15 protein-coding genes are annotated in these 20742 nt (G+C 36.0%); 8 read left to right on the top strand and 7 right to left on the bottom strand.

What is annotated here, in order from left to right; genetic code table 11:
- Window positions 1-82 precede the first annotated feature (82 nt).
- From ACUN8G_RS03290 to ACUN8G_RS03325, 8 genes are all read left to right on the top strand, one after another.
- Window positions 83-946: a helix-turn-helix transcriptional regulator gene (locus ACUN8G_RS03290; RefSeq protein ID WP_437345697.1), complete on the top strand. Its 864-nt coding sequence runs from the start codon at window positions 83-85 to the stop codon at window positions 944-946.
- Window positions 947-1804: 858 nt separating this feature from the next.
- A complete protein-coding gene (locus ACUN8G_RS03295; protein WP_437345788.1) occupies window positions 1805-2569 on the top strand; it encodes a DNA-methyltransferase in 765 nt (254 codons plus the stop codon).
- The gene (locus tag ACUN8G_RS03300; RefSeq protein WP_437345698.1) at window positions 2562-3143 is read left to right on the top strand and encodes an HNH endonuclease; all 582 of its coding nucleotides are present in this window, start codon (window positions 2562-2564) and stop codon (window positions 3141-3143) included. The genes ACUN8G_RS03295 and ACUN8G_RS03300 overlap by 8 nt, the downstream gene beginning before the upstream one ends.
- Before the next feature lie 637 nt (window positions 3144-3780).
- Window positions 3781-5346 (top strand): L-aspartate oxidase, encoded by a 1566-nt coding sequence (nadB, locus tag ACUN8G_RS03305; protein WP_437345699.1) that lies wholly within the window; start codon window positions 3781-3783, stop codon window positions 5344-5346.
- A gap of 3 nt (window positions 5347-5349) precedes the next feature.
- Window positions 5350-6195, top strand: a complete 846-nt coding sequence (gene nadC, locus ACUN8G_RS03310; RefSeq protein WP_437345700.1) for a carboxylating nicotinate-nucleotide diphosphorylase — start codon at window positions 5350-5352, stop codon at window positions 6193-6195.
- Window positions 6196-6206: 11 nt separating this feature from the next.
- Window positions 6207-7142, top strand: coding sequence for a quinolinate synthase NadA (gene nadA / locus ACUN8G_RS03315; protein WP_437345701.1), 936 nt, complete (start codon window positions 6207-6209; stop codon window positions 7140-7142).
- Window positions 7143-7149: 7 nt separating this feature from the next.
- On the top strand, window positions 7150-7692 hold the full coding sequence (gene yjjX, locus ACUN8G_RS03320) for an inosine/xanthosine triphosphatase (protein ID WP_437345702.1): 543 nt from the start codon (window positions 7150-7152) through the stop codon (window positions 7690-7692).
- Window positions 7693-7749: 57 nt separating this feature from the next.
- Window positions 7750-8736, top strand: coding sequence for an LA_2272 family surface repeat-containing protein (locus ACUN8G_RS03325; protein WP_437345703.1), 987 nt, complete (start codon window positions 7750-7752; stop codon window positions 8734-8736).
- Window positions 8737-8788: 52 nt separating this feature from the next.
- Here ACUN8G_RS03325 and ACUN8G_RS03330 read toward each other — a convergent pair whose 3' ends face one another.
- The 7 genes from ACUN8G_RS03330 to ACUN8G_RS03360 all read right to left on the bottom strand — a co-directional run bounded on the left by ACUN8G_RS03330 (window position 8789) and on the right by ACUN8G_RS03360 (window position 20649).
- Window positions 8789-10132 (bottom strand): uridine kinase family protein, encoded by a 1344-nt coding sequence (locus ACUN8G_RS03330; RefSeq protein WP_437345704.1) that lies wholly within the window; start codon window positions 10130-10132, stop codon window positions 8789-8791.
- A 32-nt stretch (window positions 10133-10164) separates the two neighbouring features.
- Complete coding sequence (locus ACUN8G_RS03335; protein ID WP_437345705.1) at window positions 10165-10803, bottom strand: SagB/ThcOx family dehydrogenase; 639 nt, start codon at window positions 10801-10803, stop codon at window positions 10165-10167.
- A gap of 78 nt (window positions 10804-10881) precedes the next feature.
- Complete coding sequence (locus ACUN8G_RS03340) at window positions 10882-11877, bottom strand: aldose 1-epimerase (RefSeq protein WP_437345706.1); 996 nt, start codon at window positions 11875-11877, stop codon at window positions 10882-10884.
- Window positions 11878-11892: 15 nt separating this feature from the next.
- Window positions 11893-14463 carry a glycoside hydrolase 5 family protein gene (locus tag ACUN8G_RS03345; RefSeq protein WP_437345707.1) on the bottom strand — a complete coding sequence of 857 codons (2571 nt, stop codon included), beginning with the start codon at window positions 14461-14463 and terminating at the stop codon, window positions 11893-11895.
- Window positions 14432-15730, bottom strand: a complete 1299-nt coding sequence (locus ACUN8G_RS03350) for a T9SS type A sorting domain-containing protein (RefSeq protein WP_437345708.1) — start codon at window positions 15728-15730, stop codon at window positions 14432-14434. Before ACUN8G_RS03350 ends, ACUN8G_RS03345 begins: the two co-directional genes overlap by 32 nt.
- A gap of 101 nt (window positions 15731-15831) precedes the next feature.
- Complete coding sequence (locus ACUN8G_RS03355) at window positions 15832-17535, bottom strand: T9SS type A sorting domain-containing protein (RefSeq protein WP_437345709.1); 1704 nt, start codon at window positions 17533-17535, stop codon at window positions 15832-15834.
- A 108-nt stretch (window positions 17536-17643) separates the two neighbouring features.
- Window positions 17644-20649 (bottom strand): TonB-dependent receptor, encoded by a 3006-nt coding sequence (locus tag ACUN8G_RS03360; RefSeq protein ID WP_437345710.1) that lies wholly within the window; start codon window positions 20647-20649, stop codon window positions 17644-17646.
- Between the last annotated feature and the right edge of the window lie 93 nt (window positions 20650-20742).

A 20742-nucleotide genomic window follows, 5' to 3' on the forward strand; every position in this document is an offset into this window, starting at 1 on the left:
ATTTTTAACATTGAAATTAGAGTATCATTGAATGATATTTTTTTAAAAAAGTCTTAATTTATATTAAAAAGTATATCTACTTATGGAAAATTTGAGTCTCAAGATCAAACGCCAGATAGAAATTCTAAGTTTAGTTTTAGAGTCGCCAAATAAGTATAATGTTTACGATTTGAGTGAGCTATTTAATGTAAGTGATATTACGATTAAACGCGATTTACGGGAATTACGTTCTATAGGAGTCGATATCCATTCAAATTCCCAAAAAGGTATTTCTATTACGTCTTTATTAAGAGATGACTTAATTAGATTTTTCATTATTCAGTATTTCGGAGTGGCTTTATCTAATAGATACATAGACGGGGCTACAAATTTACTGGTAGCCAGACAGGGTATTAAAGCTCTTATAACTATGACATCATTGCAAAAGGCAATTGAACAAAATAGGAAAATACGTATTGAATATGAAAGACGAGCAGGTAAGCCAACAAAAAAAATGATTGTTGAACCGTATTGTATTTTTCAGAGAGATAAACAATGGAGACTTTTAGGGAAAAACGAAGAGACGGTAAAACAATTCATACTTAGTAATATACTTGATATTGAAATTTCTGATGAACAAATCAATCCTTATGACCTTGAGGAACTAAATGAGATGTTTGCAACTTCATTTAAGAGTTGGTTGAGCAAAGATAAAATTAAAGTCAAGATCAAGTTTTCACCACTATGGAAAGAACGAATATTATCGAGACGTTTAATGGAGTATCAAAAAATTGAATACAATTCAGACGGTTCGATTATTTTCGAGACAATAGTTAATTCTTTGGGAGAGATAGCTAGCTGGATTGTCTCTAGGGGTAAAGGTATCGAAGTGATAGAACCATGCGAGTTAAGAAACATAGTTATTCAACTGGCGCAGGAAGCCTTAAGTAATTATAACATTAAATAATTTTGGGATGTTTTATGACAAACGGTCAACTTTCATGTGAATATAAAATACACTACTATTTATTAAGCCGCATTTTGTTGTTTTAGTTTTATCTCGGTTTTAATGCTGTTCTTAATAGGAGTAGTTTTGAAATTTAAAAGCTGCCGCAATTCCAGAGGAATTTTTATTTACTGATTAACCTATCATTTTATTCTTCTTAAATTACCAGGTATTCTTGAGTTTGAATTTTTAGTCAGGTTTGTAATTGTAAACATTTAATATCCAAGTCAACATCATTCCTCATTAATGATTTTTATACGATTTGGAGCTTCACTACTATTTTCCGTTCTAAAATCATAGGAATTTTTTATCCTTCCTACCTAAGAGTTTTATTTCTTATCATTTTTTGCCAATCAAACATTATTATAAGTGATTTAAATTTCTTATCCTAAATTTCAATAAAGAAATAAATTTCACTCATTTGAAAAATTGTATTTTGTTTTTTAAATACTAAAGCAAAGCAAAAAAATTATATTTATTGCATGTAATGCATACAAAATAAGTAGAATAATAGTGGCATATTAGCGACTCATTTTTTGCTGTGAAATTGTGTTTTTGAAATTGTATTTTAGTTATAGTTTCTTTTTATAATTGTTCACCATCATTTTAGGGACAATATAAGACTTTTTACGAGTTACATTAACTAAGCTAAAACTTACAATTAAATATATTGCATCATTGTTTGAATCCTCTTAATATTAATTGGCGACGGAATATTAACAGGATAGCAAGGAAGGTATCTCAGGTAAGATATAATTACGAGAAGGAGTAACTTAATTGGAAAAATCAAATGTATTTTACTCGAGCGATAAAATTGTCATGATCAATGATGATATTTTGACAACAAGCACAATTAGTCCCAATAGCATAGACTTAATTGTTACTTCACCACCTTACAATGTTGATATTCAATACAATTCTCATAGAGATAATACTTCATATCCTGAATACTTGGAATTCACACGTGCTTGGTTAACAAGATGTTTAGCATTTTTAAAAGACGATGGGCGCTTTTGCTTGAACATTCCATTGGATAAAAACAAGGGAGGGCAACAAAGCGTAGGAGCTGATATTACAACCATTGCTAAACAAATAGGCTTTCAATATCACTCTACAATTGTATGGAACGAAGGTAATATCTCACGACGAACTGCATGGGGATCCTGGATGAGTGCTACTGCCCCATTCGTTATTGCCCCCGTTGAGCTTATAGTAGTGCTATATAAGAAAAACTGGCGTAAAACAAGCGGGAGTAAAAAATCAGATATTACCAAATCTGAATTTATGAACTGGACTAATGGTGTTTGGACTTTTAGTGGCGAAAGCAAGAAAAAGATAGGACATCCAGCACCATTTCCTATTGAATTACCTCGACGTTGTATAAAACTTTTTAGTTTTATTGGAGATACTGTTTTAGACCCATTTGCTGGCAGTGGTACAACTCTGATAGCTGCTGCTATGCTGAACAGAATTGGAATAGGTATAGAAATTGATTCGCGTTATTGTGAATTAGCTAAAAAGCGGATTCTATCTGCACCAGAACTTATACAGCAGAGATTACCTCTGGGGGAGGAACGTGCCTAATAAAACTGTCAGTGAACTTATTATGGAGTATTTTTATGCTCACCCAAATGAGGACCTTGAACATGGGCCTGTTGTAGATTGGGTCACTGAACAATGGTTAAAATCGCATCGCACTCCACCACGTGATCCGTGGCGTGCTATACGAGCATTACATCAAAAAGGTTTTCTAATCAAAGTAAAGAAGGGTATTTACAGGTACGACCCCACTGCAGTTAGTGTGCGTGAGTTGGAAGACTTCACACCGGAACAAAAGGAAGAAATTTTTAGACGAGACAATTATCGTTGTGTGATATGTGGGCGTGGTAGACATAACGGCTTTGAAATCCATGCAGATCATATCATACCTAAAGACTTGGGCGGTAAAGCCGAATTGACCAATGGCCAGACCCTTTGTTCAATTCATAACTATAGGAAGAAAAATTATAAACAGACGGAAACTGGTAAAAAGATGTTTATCCATTTATATGAGTTGGCAAAATTGTTGAAAGATACAAAAACTATCCGTTTCTGTGAAGAGATCCTTGAGACATTCGAAAAACACCACATTAACGACCATATTGAGTGGAAACGATAAAGTTAGTCCTATAAAACCTCTCTTTGCGAAAAATTCAAACTCTCTGCATTTAATTTTAGGTAAATATTTATAGCGCCTTTTAACCCTAAACGTGTAAACAATTTAATATGGTGAAACATCAAAAGAATTACAAATACTTTTAGGGTTATTATTCAGTAAAAGTAAAACTCAATTCAAAACTTTGACACTATTACTTATTAAGCCGCATTTTGTTGTTTTAGTTTTATCTCATTTTAATGCTGTTCTTAATAGGAGTAGTTTTGAAATTTAAAAGCTGCCGCAATTCCAGAGGAATTTTTATTTACTGATTAACCTATCATTTTATTCTTCTTAAATCACCAGGTATTATTGAGTTTGAGTTTTTAGTCAGGTTTGATATTGTGTATATTGAATTCTATTAACAATAACTAAAATAACTCTATCTCTATTTTATACTAATTGTTTTATGCTTCTTAGCAGATTTTCTGACGCAATTTATTTATTTTTCATCCTCGAGATTACTTTCTCTCAAATTTTTTTGTTAATCAAATTTGACTATTAGAGTCGTGTGTCAATTATTTTCCCTGATTTCAACTAAAAATGAATTGACACATCCATTATAACCTGATTAGAATCTTGTATATAAAATTTATATAAAATGAAGAATAAATACGATTTCATTGTTGTCGGTGCAGGGCTTGCCGGTATTTACTCTGCATTAAAAGCTTCCGAATATGGCACTGTTGCACTTTTGACAAAAACTACAATCGAAATAAGCAACTCTTATCTTGCACAGGGAGGTATTGCCGCTGCTTTAAATGACGACGATTCGCCACAACTTCATATTGAAGATACTTTAAAAGCTGGTGCGGGACTTTGTAATGTTGAAGCAGTTGAGATACTCGTTAACGAAGGGATTGACTGCTTAAAAGAACTAATTTCGATGGGAATGAAATTCGACACAGAAAATGGTAAGCTTAGCTTTGGATTGGAAGGTGGTCATTCACGCAAGAGAATACTCCATGCAGGCGGCGACGCAACTGGAAAAGAAATTGTTAATTTCATTCTCAAATTCATTTATAACAACAATAATATTACAATTTTCGAAAACACACTTGTTTTCAAACTCGATGTTGTTGACAACGAATGCCATGGAGTTTATGTCTATAATCATAATGAGAAAAAAAGTTTTTATTTGAGTGGTAAATCGGTAATACTTGCAACCGGAGGATTTTCTGCTGTCTATTCGTTTTCTACAAATCCTCATACCTCAACTGGCGAAGGTATCAATCTGGCATACGATGCTGGTGCAGAAATCGAAAGTATCGAATTTATACAATTTCATCCCACTTCTTTTTATACAGGCAGCGAAGAAACATTCTTAATCAGCGAAGCCGTAAGAGGAGAAGGCGCTTATATTGTAAATCACGAAGGACTCCGTTTTTTACAGGACCTCGACAAATCGGAACTTTCAACTAGAGATATCGTTTCAGAAGCTATTTATGAAGAATTAAAACGTACGAAAAGAAAAAACGTCTTTTTATTGATGAATCACCTCGATGCCGATAAAATCAAAAATCGATTTTCGCACATTTACAACGAAGCTTTGAAATACGGCGTCGACATAACGAAAGACCCCGTTCCGATAGCTCCTGCTGCCCATTATACTGTTGGCGGAATAAAAACTGACATCAACGGTAGGACGAATATAAGTCGTCTTTATGCTGTTGGCGAAACGGCTTCTACAGGTGTACACGGAGCTAATCGGCTTGCCAGCAATTCACTTCTTGAATGCCTTGTATTCGGTAAACGTGTGGTTGATTACGCCGTTAAAAACGACAAAGATTTAAAAGATTATTCCAAACCTGAAGTTATCGATTTCAACGTTGATGAAAACCTAGCCGAGTTATTCATCGATATTAAAAATAAAATTGCCGAATTATTGTGGAATAATGCCGGAATACTTAGATCCAAAGCAATTTTAAATTCTGCATTAAAAGAAATTACAAAACTTAGTAACGAATTCATAAATTATCGAAATGAATATTACAGTAGCCGAATAAATGGATTACTAAACTTGGCTGGCATGATTATCAAGTCGGCATTAATTAGAGAAGAAAGTCGCGGATGCCATCGACGGTCCGACTTTCCATATCCGAACGAAAAATTCAATGCAACTATTGTCCACAAAAAAGAAACCTCGCCAGAATTCAGGAAACTTTAAGAGATGAAAAAATTGGACAGAAAGATTGTCAGTCGTATTATTCAGAACGCTCTCAGAGAGGACATCGGAAAAGAAGACGTAACTACAAATGCATTAGTACCACGCATGCAAAAAGGTGTGGCAGTAATCTATGCAAAGGAAGCCGGAATAATTGCCGGTTTATCAATTGCAAAAGAAGTCTTCAATAAACTTGACCCAAATTCAAAATGGAAAAATTTTGTCGTCGAAGGGGAAGCTGTAAAAAAAGGTCAAAAAATTGCAGAGGTTACCGGCAATTTGCGCGCATTGCTTTCGGGTGAAAGAACTGCTCTGAATTTTCTTCAAAGAATTTCTGGAATTGCTTCCATTACCCGTAAATTTATCGATACTATTGCCAGTACAAACGTAACGATACTCGATACTCGTAAAACTGCTCCAGGCTTGAGAATTCTCGACAAATATGGAGTACAGGCTGGCGGAGGAACAAATCATCGCTTCGGACTTTATGATATGGTGTTAATTAAAGACAATCATATTGAAGCTGCTGGTGGAATTAAAAATGCTGTTAGTAGAGTTCGAGAAAAATACGGAAGAAAATATAAAGTGGAAGTTGAAACGAAAAACATAAAAGAAGTGAAAGAAGCCATAGAAGCTGGCGTCGATATTATAATGCTCGACAATATGACAATTTCACAAATGAAAAAAGCAATACGCTTGATAAACGGGAAGTGCAAAACCGAAGCTTCGGGCAATGTCGATTTGAAAAGGGTAAAAAAAATTGCGTCGATCGGTGTTGATTATATTTCTATCGGTTCACTCACTCATTCTGTTAAGGCAATGGACCTCAGCATGAAAATATCAAACAAATAACAGGATCGAAAATGCACGACTTAATAAATGAAATCCATAAATTGAAAAAAGAAAAAAATGCTGTAATACTCGCTCACAATTATCAAATACCCGAGATACAGGACATAGCCGATTTTGTAGGCGACTCTCTCGGATTATCGCAGCAGGCGGCAAAAACCAATGCAGACATAATTGTATTTTGCGGGGTTCATTTCATGGCAGAAACTGCTTCGATAATTTCTCCCAATAAAAAAGTATTGATCCCCGATTTAGAAGCTGGTTGCTCGCTGGCTTCGACAATCGACGCTGAACAATTGAGAGCCTGGAAGAAAGAGCACCCTGACTCAGTGGTTGTTTCTTATGTTAATACAACAGCGGAAGTAAAAGCTGAAAGCGATTACTGTGTGACTTCTTCAAATGCCGTTAAAGTTGTCGAGTCGATACCGAAGGAGAAGAAAATTCTTTTTCTACCCGATCGTTTTCTGGGCATGTATGTTAGCACTGTAACCGGTAGAAAAATGGAAATATGGAACGGAGCCTGTCATGTACACGAAAAAATTGGTGATCTAAATTTCGACGACGCGCGCGCCAGGCATCCTAATGCAGAATTTTTGATTCACCCCGAATGCGGCTGTTCTACATCCTGTATGTTGAAATCCCAGCTCTATTTCGATTGTAAAAATATTCATATCTTTTCTACCGAAGGTATGATCAATTACGTAAAAGAATCCGACGCCGATGAATTCGTAATAGCAACTGAAGTCGGCATTCTCCACCGATTGAAAAAAATTAAGCCGCAATCGAATTATTTCCCGATTAGCGACGAGTCTGTTTGCGAATATATGAAAATGATAACACTCGAAAAATTGTACGAATCGCTCCTACAAGAAAAATATGAGGTAAAGGTTCCCGAAGAGATTGCACGTAAAGCACGCATTCCAATCGATAGAATGCTTTCAATAGTTTAACTCGAAGATGAAAGTAGTAGTAGGCTCAAAAAATCCGGTTAAAATCGAGGCAACAAGGGAAGTCTTTTCGATTTACTTCGACAAACCGGACATTGAATCGCACGACGCGCCTTCGGAGGTAAATCCTCAGCCCTTAGGCGACGAAACCTTCCGCGGTGCCTACAACAGAGCTTTTCACCTCTATAAACTTTTTAACGATTCACCCCGCAAAGCAAATTTTTATGTGGGTATTGAAGGCGGGATTACAAAACTTTATGATAGATGGTTCGCATTTGGTTGTATGTGCATTATCGATTCAAACAAAAGATTTTCTTACGGACTGTCTCCCTTCTTCGAGCTGCCTGATTCAATTACTCAAAAACTTCTCGACGGTATTGAACTCGGCATAGTTATCGATGAGTTAACAAATCAGGAAAATACGAAACAGAAAGAAGGAGCAATTGGATTTTTCACTCGCGGCGTTATGAACAGAAAAGAATTATACGTCGAGGGGTTAAAAACAGCAATCATACCATTTCTGCACGAAAAACTTTATTTCAAATACGAGTAACCTTTCATACATCATACGAGTCTAAATAGCCACATAAAATTTTTTAAGTGAAGGATTATGAAAAAATCGTTTTTCTTTTTCATATTTATATCATTCATTGCTCTTTCTGCTCAGGAAGATAACGATACCATCTACTGCAAGCATGAAGCTATAAACATCGGTTTTAATGGAGGTGGAATTAGTTTTGGTAATTCAAAGGATTGGAACGGAATACGATTTAACACCTCCGATTGTAATTTAGGCAGAATTAATGGATTAAACATTACCTTCTGGAAACCTGGTGAAAGCATTACTGGAACAGTCAATGGCATTTCAATTGGCCTGGCTCCAGCTGCCTCCAAATTAAACGGAATTACATTTGGGCTTGCTGCCGCCGTTGCAGAAGAAGGAATGAAGGGTATTAATCTGGGTGGACTTGCAGTTGTATCAGACGATTTTATTGAAGGCATTAATCTGGGAGGACTTGCACTTGTTTCAAACGGAAGTATCAGTGGAATTAATATTGGCGGGCTTGCTGCAGTGGCAAATGGGAAACTGAGTGGTTTGAATTTTGGTGGCCTCGCACTTGTTGCCCAGGATGAGATGATGGGATTAAACATTGGAGGATTGGCACTTGTATCACAAAAATCAATTAAAGGAATTTCACTATCGGCGTTAGCTCTCGTTTCCCAGGAAAACATTTCAGGATTAAATTTTAGTGGTATTGCAATTGTAAGCCAGGGTTCGATCTACGGACTAAATCAATCTCTGCTTGCCATAGTAAGCAGCAACGACATAAAGGGAATTAATATCGTTGGATACAAGACTGAAGCAGAAAGTCTAACCGGTTTAAATCTTTCAGCTGGCTGGCTCGAAGTGAATGACCTTAAAGGCATTTCGATTGCATCCTATAACAAAGTTTACAATCGCCAGAATGGATTAACTATCGGCATTTTCAACATTGCAGAAAGTTTAAACGGCGTACAGATTGGTTTAATCAACATAGCAAAAAACAATTCGAACTGGACAAAAGTATTGCCCTTGATAAATATCCATTTCGACTAAGCGATTATAATAAAACTGTAAGCAATGCAAAATTTTATCTGCTTTGATCTGTTTAGTGATAATTGAGCGTACTTCCGCCAATAAATTCTCGTAGCACAGAATCGCCCGGAATTGGAGAATCATCTTCGACAGGTTCAATCGATTCGAGCATTTTTCTTACACGTGAAGCCCGCTCATAAGCATCTTCTCGTAAGGGATCGCCTTCATATTTCTTTTCCCACTCTCTAAATTTATCCAGAAGTTTGGGGCGATAAAGTGGTACCTCATAAGGCATTGAAGTATTGATGATATAATCAGCTGTGTTGCAATATGGTAAAATGTTTCTCTTTTCAGAAGAGCGAACGTAGTGCCAGTGTAGGAGAGTTTGTTCGGGATTGTATGCCCGGTGCACGGAATCCCTCAGCATTCTTCTGATCAACCTTAAATCCGTCCAGCGGATATACTTTCCGTCGGGCATTTTCATTTGTAGTAGCGGTTCGAGATACAATTTAAATTTCTGAGAAGCAGGAATTCCTTTTGCAAATTCCGGGTAGAGTCCGTGTAAACTATCTATTAAAAGCACTTCGTCTTTACCAATTTTAATTGGCGTTCTGTCGAGATATCGCTTTCCTTCCTTAAAATCATAATATGGAATTTTAACTTCCTCTCCTTCGGCTAGTTTAATTAAATGCTCGTTAATCAATTCAAGATCGAGCGCCTGAGGGGTTTCAAAATCGTAATCTCCGAATTCGTCTTTGGGATGTAATTCAAGATCAAAGAAATAATTGTCTACGATAAGCGGGACAAACTTCATTCCCATTTTGTTGAGACGTTGCTCGAGTTTAAGAGTGGTTGTTGTTTTTCCAGATGAAGAAGGACCGCTTACAAAAACCATTTTGAGTTCATTGCTTCTTTCCTTAATCATTTCTGCTGCTGTATCGAGCTGGGTCTCATATGCAGTTTCTGCCTCGTGTACTATATGAGGAAATTCTCCGTTGCGGATTCTTTCGTTTGCTGCTTCGACTGTATGAAGATTATGCGAAACTGCCCAGTCCAGTGAACGCCATACTTTAGCCCAGGGTATAAACTCGGAAGGTTTTGAAAAATGTTTGGAATCCGCACGCCTTCTCCTGGCTGCTTCTTCTCTGTACAAAATAAATTCCTTTGCAACTTTCGCGTGCCCATTTTCAATTAAAACTTTTTCGACTATATCCTGTATCTCTTCAACATGGGGTTTATAACCTTCTTCGAATTTTTCTTCCATTACTTTTACAACTTCTTTTGCAAGGAATTGAGCTCTTTCTTTATCCCTGCCACCGACGGCAACTGCAGCTCTATAAATTACATTTGCAATTCTATCAAAATTAAACGGAACAACAGCTCCACTTCTTTTTATTACATATTTGAATTTGCTCATTTAAAACCTCGCAACTTTTTAATGCAAAAATACTATTTCTTCGGATATCCTACCGTTTGCGCAAGAATAATTTTCTCCTCCGGTTTAAGTTTCAATAACGAACCCAATTTTTCCTTATCAATCAATCCTCTTACAACAACACTCAGTCCTTCAGAAGCACAAAAGAGATAAACATTCTGAGCAATAAAACCGCAATCGGCTAACGTAAAAATCAATTTCATTTCATCATCGTTGATACTTTTCATTTTCGAAAAATCCGATACGTAAACAAGATTTAGTGGGGCAACGGATACAAAATCCTGCTCTCCACAGTAATTCCGATAGTCTCCATTTAAGATTTTCTTTAAAGAATGATCTGTTGCATCATAAATAAATATTCCCTCCTTAATGAAAAGATAAATCGTATACTCCTGCCAATTCATTGCAGAAGGAGCAGTTCGTTTACCAGTTTCAGGTCTGTTAATGCCATAAGCTGCCCAGAGTAAATTTGAAATTTGTCGCATCGACAAAGAAAGAGTGTCGAAAGTCCTGTTCGATGCACGTTTATGCAAAGCTGTCATCAATGGCACCCCGCCCTCCATCTCTGGTGCGGACAGTTTAATAATGTCGTTTTCCTGTCCTTTCGTTAAACCCACAAAAAGAAACAAAAAAACCATAAACATACTTTTCATCTTATCTCCCATTTTTCTTACAAATATAACAGATGTATTGAAAGAGAAAAAGCAATGTTTATGGTTCAAAATTGAAAATTAAACTGTGGCTATACCGAATGAAACTTCGAATGATTCTTGCGGCTTCAGAATAATCAATCCTTCGCCGTTATTGAAAGCATTGATGTTAGAAGTCATCGGCTCGATGGCTATTGTTTTTCTGTCTGGAGGAGTATAAATAACCAGATAATTGTATTTATCTTTTCCCGATTCCTGCCAGATTTTAAGATGGAAGTTTTCTTTTTCGTTAAAAAGAAATGTATTAAACACACCCTTCTCAGGAACAATTGTAAAACAATTATCAAAAAAAGTATTACCAATTTTTTTCAGTGTTTTGAATTCGTCGTATCTCTTCTTCGATGAAGGCATTTTATTTTCATCTGTGATAATCATTTCGTAAGAATCAAACTGTAGTTTCAGATTATCGATATTTGTATTCAAATCAAAATAAGGATGCCAGCCGTCTGCAATGGGAATCTCAGTATCCGATAAATTAATTATCGAAGTTAAAGATGAATAGCCTTTCCCTTTTTCCAGTCGATGAATAATTCTGATGTCAAAATCGAAAGGGTAGCCCTCGTTTTCTTTTCTGTACTCGTAATCGAGGGCAATTTCTGCAAAGTTTTCGTCGCTTTTCATATCAACTACCTTAAACGGTTTATCGAATATCAATCCGTGCGAAGAATTACCTTCTTCAGGATAATTAATGGGAAGTTGGTATTCTCTTCCATTGAAAATATATTTGCCGCTCTTAACTCTGCCTGCATAGGGACACATTTTTGCATTGGTAAATAAATCGTCCCTGCTTTCGATTGAAAAAGGATTGTAACGGCGCAATACCTGATGAACTTTTTTGCCATTTGACAGATAAAGTTCGTGTAATCTGCCTCCCAATTCTGGGATAACAGAGAAGCCTTCACGGGTTGTGTCTTTAACAACCTTACAAACTGACAGTGAAGTTCCGTTATACCTTTCGGACGATAAGTTAGATTGAGGAATTTCTTCCCGATAGATACTAAAGTTACTTTTAATCATGACAATCTACCGCGTTTATTTTGTTAATAATATCTTTCCAATACTGAATTCAATTGTGCCGGTGGTGGTGGGTATATTTTCGATCTGAAGAAAAACCAAATTTCCGATGTTCTCTTTTAATGTCTTTGATGTGTTAATACTTTTTCTTTTGCGGGGTAGAAACTGTGGATACGAATTTGGCAAAAGTAAGGCTTCAGATAATTTAAAATCCTCAAGTCGTATTCTATATTCATTTTTAAGATTGTCTATCATTAAATCGTAAGAATAGACCGCACCGTCGTTCGTAAGTAAATTTACCTTTATCTTACTCTCTTCTGCGCTGTCGGTGTAACCGTGAAGTACAAGATAGTTATAACAGTTCGATTCATCGAGATAATAATCGATGTTGTTTTGAAAACCAAAAGCCATAGAAGAACTATCCGAGTAGCTTACATTTATCGTTAAGTAAGAAGAAGTAGTTCCCATTTTATAATCGAGTGTATATTTCATGTTTTTTGCAAAATGAGGGAACACCAGATCTTTTCGATCTCGCAGAGGGTCGTACAATATTGCATTGCATGAATCCGTAATATCGAGTCTCCAGAGACTTCCAGGATTAAAGTCCCAATCTTCGGGTGTAACTGTACCTCCTCCCGGGAAAACGTGCTTACCATCCTCGGTATTGATAACGATACAATATTCAAAAATTCCTGGACTGAAGAAATTATCTTTTAGTGACAGGCGATATTCGTAGGCAGAAATTTTTTGCAAATTAAATTTCTTAAATCCCCGCCATCCCAATCTACGCACATACAATTCGGTACTTACAACTTCTTTTTCCGAAGCAATAGTAAATTTGAATTCGTGTACTCCATCAGGAATTAAATCAGGCGTGGTGCGGTTATAAACATTTATTTTCTCTTTGCTGTAATCAGGCATATAGATATCCGAAAGGAAATTGCGGGCGTCAGATAAATAATCGAATACAACTCTTTCCGGCAGAGGATAACTCGACAATAAATAGACTCCCGGCTGAACGAGAAATGATTGGAAGCTATCGGGGAGAGTATAATTGCCTTCAAAGGAATAAAGCCTTGTAGTTTTTCCTAATTGGCCAAGGTTGAATTTAATCTTATGTTTTTTAAAATAGAGACGAGCTATTTCTCTTTTAAGACTGGTTTGTTCGAATGGGTCGTTAAGCCATACTGCATCGGGATAAATTTCGAGTTTCCATAGACCATTGTCAATTTTATCCAGGAAATAGGCTCCATTCCCTTCGTAATCAACCAAAGATGATTTACCAACTCCGGCGATATGTTTTAATTTTTCAGGTGCAATGGGATTAATATCGGTGTTGTTTGAATAAAAAAATGCTGTGTCGCAATTCATCAAAGCCAGGTCATTTTTTTGATCAATTAGAAAGACGTCGAATTTTTTATTCTCGGGATATCTACCGTATGATTTTTTGTGAGGCAACAGTTCAAAAGCTTTAGCCGCAATCATCATACCTATAGCTTTACTGGGTGTGTACAAAAGATTAATAAAATGCGTTTGATATTCTGTATTGCTCCAGGCAATCTGAGCGGGGTCATAACTGAATACTGTGGCAAATTGCATTCCGGCTTCTCTAAAGCTACGCGCCATGGCAAGATACATATACGAATAACCGATATCGGCAGCGTCAAATTCGTAGACCATCTTTGCTTTTCGATCGAAACCAGTGATTGTTTCTGATGGTATCTTGTATTCGTCAACATTAAAAAGATAATTTCCCTCCAACATTTTATTGTGTACAAGTCCAGTAGGATACCATTGGAAAGAAACCCCTTCGACTTTTGAATTCGATACTGCCTGTGCCTGAGTGTTGCTCCAGTTTTCGCTTATATTATAAAAAATTGGTTTGGCAAATCCTTCGCCTCTTAAAACCTCATACATTTCGTTGATATATTGTGTAACAACATCAGGATCCTCGGGATGATGTGGTTCGTTTATAATTTCGACTGCAATAATCGAAGGTTCGTCTTTATAAGAAATTCCGGTAAATCTGTTAACATGATTAATTACCTGTTTTAGGTAATTCTTTTGAGCAGTTCTTGCCACTGGATTTGTCAGTAGTTCTTGCTTCGTATAGATTTGCGAAAAGCCGGGAGTTTCCACATCTGGCATTGGCCATCTTGTGCCCCACCATGCTATTGGAGTAAGTATAATTTTGATACCATTTTCTTTTAGTTTCATCAACAGATAATCGAACAATTCAATATGTTCATTGTTCAAAAGATTCCCCTCTCGGTCAGAAATTTCCCGATCCCACATATGTATTCGATATGCCTTGACTCCTAAGCGAACGAGGTGTTTAACGTCGATCTCAATTGCTTTTTTTATATCGATGCCGAGGTTTTTCATAGCATTATAAGAAAACGCAAACGGTGCCGTATAGTTTACACCGAACAATCTTATTTCTGAATGACTTTCACTCCATCGCAACACACCGTTATTATCCACATAGACGCTGTTGTGCTGGGAGTAATAAGGATTACAGATTCCGATTGAGAAAAGAAAAATCAACAGGAATTTTTTATTTAAGCAGGATAATCTTTTTTGTTTCATAGTGTTTATCTGTTATCAACCTGCAGAAATAAATTCCACTGGGGATATTTTTTGCAGACCAGTTTATTTGATAACGACCCGGACTTTTGTGTGTGGCAATTAATTTTTCTACTTCTTTTCCAAGCAAATTATAAATAATTATGGAAGTATTAGATGGCTCAGGAATTTCATAAATAATAGTGGTACTGGAATTAAAAGGATTTGGATAAATATTTAACCCATAGTTATTGGGAATATTATCATTGTCAGATTCGACAGAGGTAACTTTTATCCCTAAAAATGCATCGAGAGCAACAGTAGGTGCTTTTGTAATTGGATCCCATGCTCCAAGTTTATAACCTCTCCAATTATAAGATTGGGGTTCCCAATAAAAAACACCTAATCCTCCAACAGACTTTGTTTTTTCAATTAAGTCAATAAGAAAATTATTCGCTTCAATTGGTTTATTATATAAATAACCAGTTTCTACAACCATAACTTTAGTATTATATCTCGAAATCATCTCTTTCATAGTTATTAGAGCTAAGCTATCATCTACAGCCCATGGCAAATTAGCCCAGTAAGGATATACCGACATCCCTATTATATCCCACTTTGCACCATTATTTTTCAGTCCATCAAACATCCATCTATATAAGTCAATTCTATGAGCATCAGAAAGATGGACAATAACTTGAATTGTAGTATCAATAGCCTTTACAGCATTATAGCCACTCTTAATAAAACCAGCAAAGTTACTCATATTTGTTGAAGCACGTCCCTCCTCCCAGAGCATCCCGTCGTTAGTTTCATTGCCGATCTGAACCCATTTGGGAATTACGCCAACAGACTTAAGTGTATCTAATACATCGTAGACATGGTTATAAACATCATTAAGCAATTCCTGATATGAATGTTTAGCCCATGCAGCTGGTTTTTTCTGGTTACCAGGATCGGCCCAGGTATCACTCATATGAAAATTAATCATTACGTCGAATCCCATTTTTTTTGCACGTTGTGCCATATAAGTCACATCACTCTTACTACAATACTTATTTGAAGGATTAACCCATACTCTGAATCGTAAAGCATTAATCCCCTTTTCTTTCAAAATCTGGAGGCAATCTTTTTGATTGCCCGAATTATCTCTGAATATATAGTGGTAAGCTTCCATTTCAGAAAGCCAGCCAACATCAGCACCGTTTGCAAATTGAGCTAATGCCTTTGAATATGAAATAAAAACAAGAAGTAAAAAAGATAACAGTCGCTGTAATTTTAATACTGACATTTCGTTTAATTATTTTTTATTAATTGGTTTTATAGATACCCGGCATTTAAATGCCGGGCTTCTATTTTCACAAAATGGTAAATCTTTTGTCGTTATTTTCCTTACTTAAGCAGCACCATTTTTTTTGTTAATGAATAATTATCAGAATTTAGTACATACATATAAACACCACTTGCCAAATCTTTAGCATTGAACAATACTTTATATGTACCAGGATTTTGTTCTTCATTAACTAAGGTGGTTACTTCCTGACCCAATAAATTGTACACTTTCAAAGTAATATAACTGCGTTTGGGAACCGAATAAATTATTTCGGTAGCAGGATTAAATGGATTGGGGAAATTTTGCTTAAGTTCAAAATTAGAAGGGACAACAGAAGATTGTTCTGATACACCCACTATTTCCGGGAACCAGTTAAGGTCACCAACGGGTTTACCATCATCTCCTACTACTGTACCAGAATATCTTAAATTTTCCGGTACTGGATATCCTTGCTTGTTATACCAATTCGTAGCAACATTTTCCCATGTTGGAGGATTGGAAAAAGGATTAACATAAGGACGCTGTCCTTGTGCAGTACCACCGTTTACCCAAACAATTTCAATAAATTCAGCCATCTTTGAACCTGCTTCTTGAACTAATGTTGGATCAAATCCTGGATCTACATTTAAGTTATCTGCAACATTTATATGTGGCCATTTTGTTTTATCTGTTAACATACCGGGTTGGGCATTAATAAAGTCTGGTGGTCGTAGAGGGTCACTTGCTCTAATTCCTGCATTTAGTTCATTCCATTTGTCAGTTATTACTTTTGGCCAGTAATATACATTGTTTGTGATTGTTATATGTCGATCTTCTTCTTTCATATTATAAGGTTCTGCAGCTAAAGAGCGCAAAGAATCGATTGGAATAACTGCTGAGCCCCAACTACCGGGTGTGTTATTATACCATGAAGTTGGATATGCTGCCGATGAAACGCTGTAAAAGATATTATTTTTTATCACTGCATTGTGCATTTGATATAAATCGAAGGCACCGCCCTGTGCGGTAAAAAATATCGTATTGTGCTGAAAATCTAGGTACTTGGCTCCATAGCCGGAAGAACCTAAAATATATCCACCCATAATGAAGAACGTATTATTATGAAATACTGCCGTGTCACAAGGATATGTACCCGGGTCTATCCATGCAAAACCTGGATTTTGAGGATTGTCATCCTGATTATTTCTGAACAAACAATTAGTAATATAAAAACTGTTGTGGTCTGTATTCCAGGTATCAAATAAATTAGGAGTTCCAGCACCTGAAATATTTTCTACTACGCACTGGTCAAAAATAAATACATTGTTATTACCAGTAGGGGCAACGAATCTTCCAGTAAAAGAAATCCCATCAGTTCTAGTACCCATAAAATAGAGCCCTTTTAATGATAACGTATCGTCTCCTTGAGGAGCAAAAAAGTAGCCTATCGATGAATTATCTTCAGCAATTGAGGGGGCGATTACAGGTGGATGTCCCGTTTTAGGATTAATTTTTCCAACAATAAAAACACTCCCTTTTACAGAGATAGGAGCAGTCATATAATAAACTGTATCGAGATCACCTGTTTGCTGAAGTAGATATACTCTATTGGGTTTTGCATAACCACCAGCAATTGTATCTCCATTAATAAAATTATTCAAGTTTCCTGGTGGTAATGCTGATACTCTTACTGTATCTTTTACTAAAGCAAAGGATGATTCGTTAAATGCTAGTGTAAAAGTAAACAGTAGTGCTATTATAATTTTAGAATAAAAATGTTTCATCTTCTACCTCCTTTAATTTTAATTTGTTACTACGCTATTTTTACTTTAAATATAGTTTATGAATTATAACTTATTATCAAATACTCCTCCTTTTTTAATTAAACGATATTACTCTACTTTGATGCGTATACCTAAGTCAGCTACAAGTCCATAATGTGATATTGAATTAGGAAAGCCCGAGCCACGAATCAAATAAACATCTTCTTCGCTATTAAGGTTATATAAATCAAAATAAAGTTCTAAATTGTACCAGGGTAAAATTTGCTTAACCGATAAGTCCCACCTTAAATATTTATCTTTATCTGAACGGAGAGAATTATAGAAGTTAGTACTGTTATAAATTTCTGCTTGATATATCATAGAAAGTAATATCGAAAAACCCTTGTAATCGTAACCTATAGATAAATTTACAATATCATTCGGTTGTTGTATGAGCCTGTCTGTATATGTAGAATCGATGTAAATTGTTGGGAAGGGATAAACGGGAGAATGTTTTGTGACAGTGTAAGGATACTTAGCTTGAGAAAATATATGTGTATAATTTATATTAAACACTAAGCCGTTAAATGGATTTGGTAAATACCAGAGATGTGTTTGCCATTCGGTTTCCAATCCCCAAACATTAACTCTATGAGGATTATTGATAAAAGTAGTAAGAGCAAAAGTTTTGGTATAACTCGGAATCCCGGGGTATTTAGATGGGTCAGTTATATACGTAGATTGACTGAATATCAAATTATCTATTTGTTTCAAGAAAGGATTAATCGTAAATAAACCAATACTATTATTATAAACTGCAATTTGAAAATCGTAATTTTGTGAATAAGCTGGTTTTAACTCGTAATTATTCCACACAACCCAGTGGCCACTATTACTTGACACAGCCATTCGTGGTATAATCTGATTGAAATCTGGATAGGCAAGTGAAGTAGTGTATGCGGCACGAATACTCAGCCACGATAGTGGATTATATTTAATTCTAATATTTGGCAGCCAGTAACCATGATATTGATTTTCAGTCACCATTTTATGAGGTAGGTCGTTCGGATAGGGATTAGGTGCGTCTGCATTGCCCAAAAAGTGAGCAGCAGTATAAGAAGTCTTTAATCCCTGGTAACGTACTCCCGGAATTACAGTTAGATATCGACCAATGTTAAATGTTGCCATTAAATATTCCCCACTTCTGAATTCATTCCCCGAATAATCATTTGTAATACTACTATAAACATCGGGCACAAAACTCGGTACGGCTTGTGGTTGAGTTATAGAGGCTCCTAACGATTTAATCGTATTCATTATATTCGATAATACTTCTTTATTAAGAGCAGAATGAATTTCAAATTCACCTTTAAGAAATTTTCCAAAATTCATGTCTTTATCGTAGAAACCACGTATATTAAAATATCTATTGCCCGTTGGATCTAGATTATAAGGTTCTTCGGTCAACCATGGAAGTGCTTGAACGAGATCATATCTAAATCCCGCAGCAGCGCCAGAATACAAGCTGCCAAAGCCATTATCAAAGTTAGAATACCTAGTTGTATATTCATATTGCCCTCCAAATTTTATAGCTACAGAAATTAATTTGGAGAGAGTAAAAGAAGCTTCTACATCAATTGAAGCACGGACATTATTTTGTTTATTAAAACTATTCCATGCCGAATTTCCTTGCCAGAACATATTATCAAGATTAATTAATTCTTTTGCTCTATTTGCTATCTCTACAGGTGTAAGATTATTTGGTATTTTATTTGTACCTGCAGATAGTTGATCAAACGCCACCCTCCATCCGTCGGGTGTTCTATTATCTGAGTATGCATTGGATAATTTTATATTAGCCTTAAAAGAACCGAATCTTTGTTCATACGTTAAAATATTAGTGACAATATTTTGCTCATTTGTTGAAAATTGAATTCCCATAAGAATATCATTGCCATAATTAGCCAGGTTATAAGTTTCATCGTGTGACCTTGTTGTGGTGGTTCCATGACTAATAAAATTAATTAAGGCAATTTTTCCATCAGGTAACACATAATCCAGCGTCAAAGTACCATCATACCTCTTTTGTTCAGAAGGTGAAAATGTTAGTGTCATACTACCCATTACAACTGAGTCTGGTTTATCTTGTTTATTTGGTTGATAATATGATACACCGAGTTGATTTGATGTAAGATTTTGTTTTTGAGCAATACCTTGAATAAAAACACCCAGGCGATTATTAAAAAATCTTTGTTCAGCACTTCCGACTATTTTGTAGTCATTATAAGAGCTCATCAGATCATTATAAGCGCCCTGTGCGAGGAAAAAAAAGGAGGGTTTGCCAGAGATATTAGCCTTTGCTTCTCTAATACCGAAATTTACGGTACCGCCTAATACAGCTGCATCCATATCGGGAGATACAGTCTTGAATACTTCAATATTTTCCAAAGAATGGGAGGAAATCATACTTAAATCGACAGCACGACTGCCCGCTCCCGCAAGGGTTGGCGTTGCATATGCGCCACTTGCCGTAACTCTCCCGGCATCATTTGAAGGGATTGTAACGCCTTCGATAGTAATACTGTTGTATTGTGGACGAAGTCCGCGAATTACCACCTGGGTTGCTTGACCTCCTGAACGTACTAAAGAGATACCAGGTAATCTACCAATAGATTCAGCTGCATTTGCATCTGGTAGTGCCTGTATTCTTGCTTTTGATACAACATTTGTAATGTTTTCTGAGGATAGTTGTTGGTTAATTGCAGCATTTTGACCGCTTGCTTGAGCTGTTATTACAACTTCCTGTGTTGCCACCGAAACAACGTCCAATTCAAAATTAATTTGAATATGCTGATTTTCTTTAAGTTCTATTTCAGTTTGCTCGGGTTCGTAACCCAAATATGAAACTTTAATAATATGTTTTCCTTCAGGTACGCCTGAAATTATATACCTCCCTTCTGCGTCCGATGCGGCTCCGAGGCTTGTTCCCATTATAATTATATTGGCACCGATTAAAGCTTCGCCAGTAACTGCGTCTGTAACTTTACCTGAAATTCTGCCTGCAGCATAAGAATAATGAAGCTGAGTAGAAAAGAAAGTGAAGAAAAAAATAAAGAGTGAGATTTTTTTTCTCATAGCCTCCTCCCTGTTAATTCAGTAAAATAAATACCCCCAACTCTATATAGCCAATCGTTCCTGCAAACGTTTGCAAATTACCTTATTACTTTA

This window comes from Melioribacter sulfuriphilus, assembly GCF_052656625.1.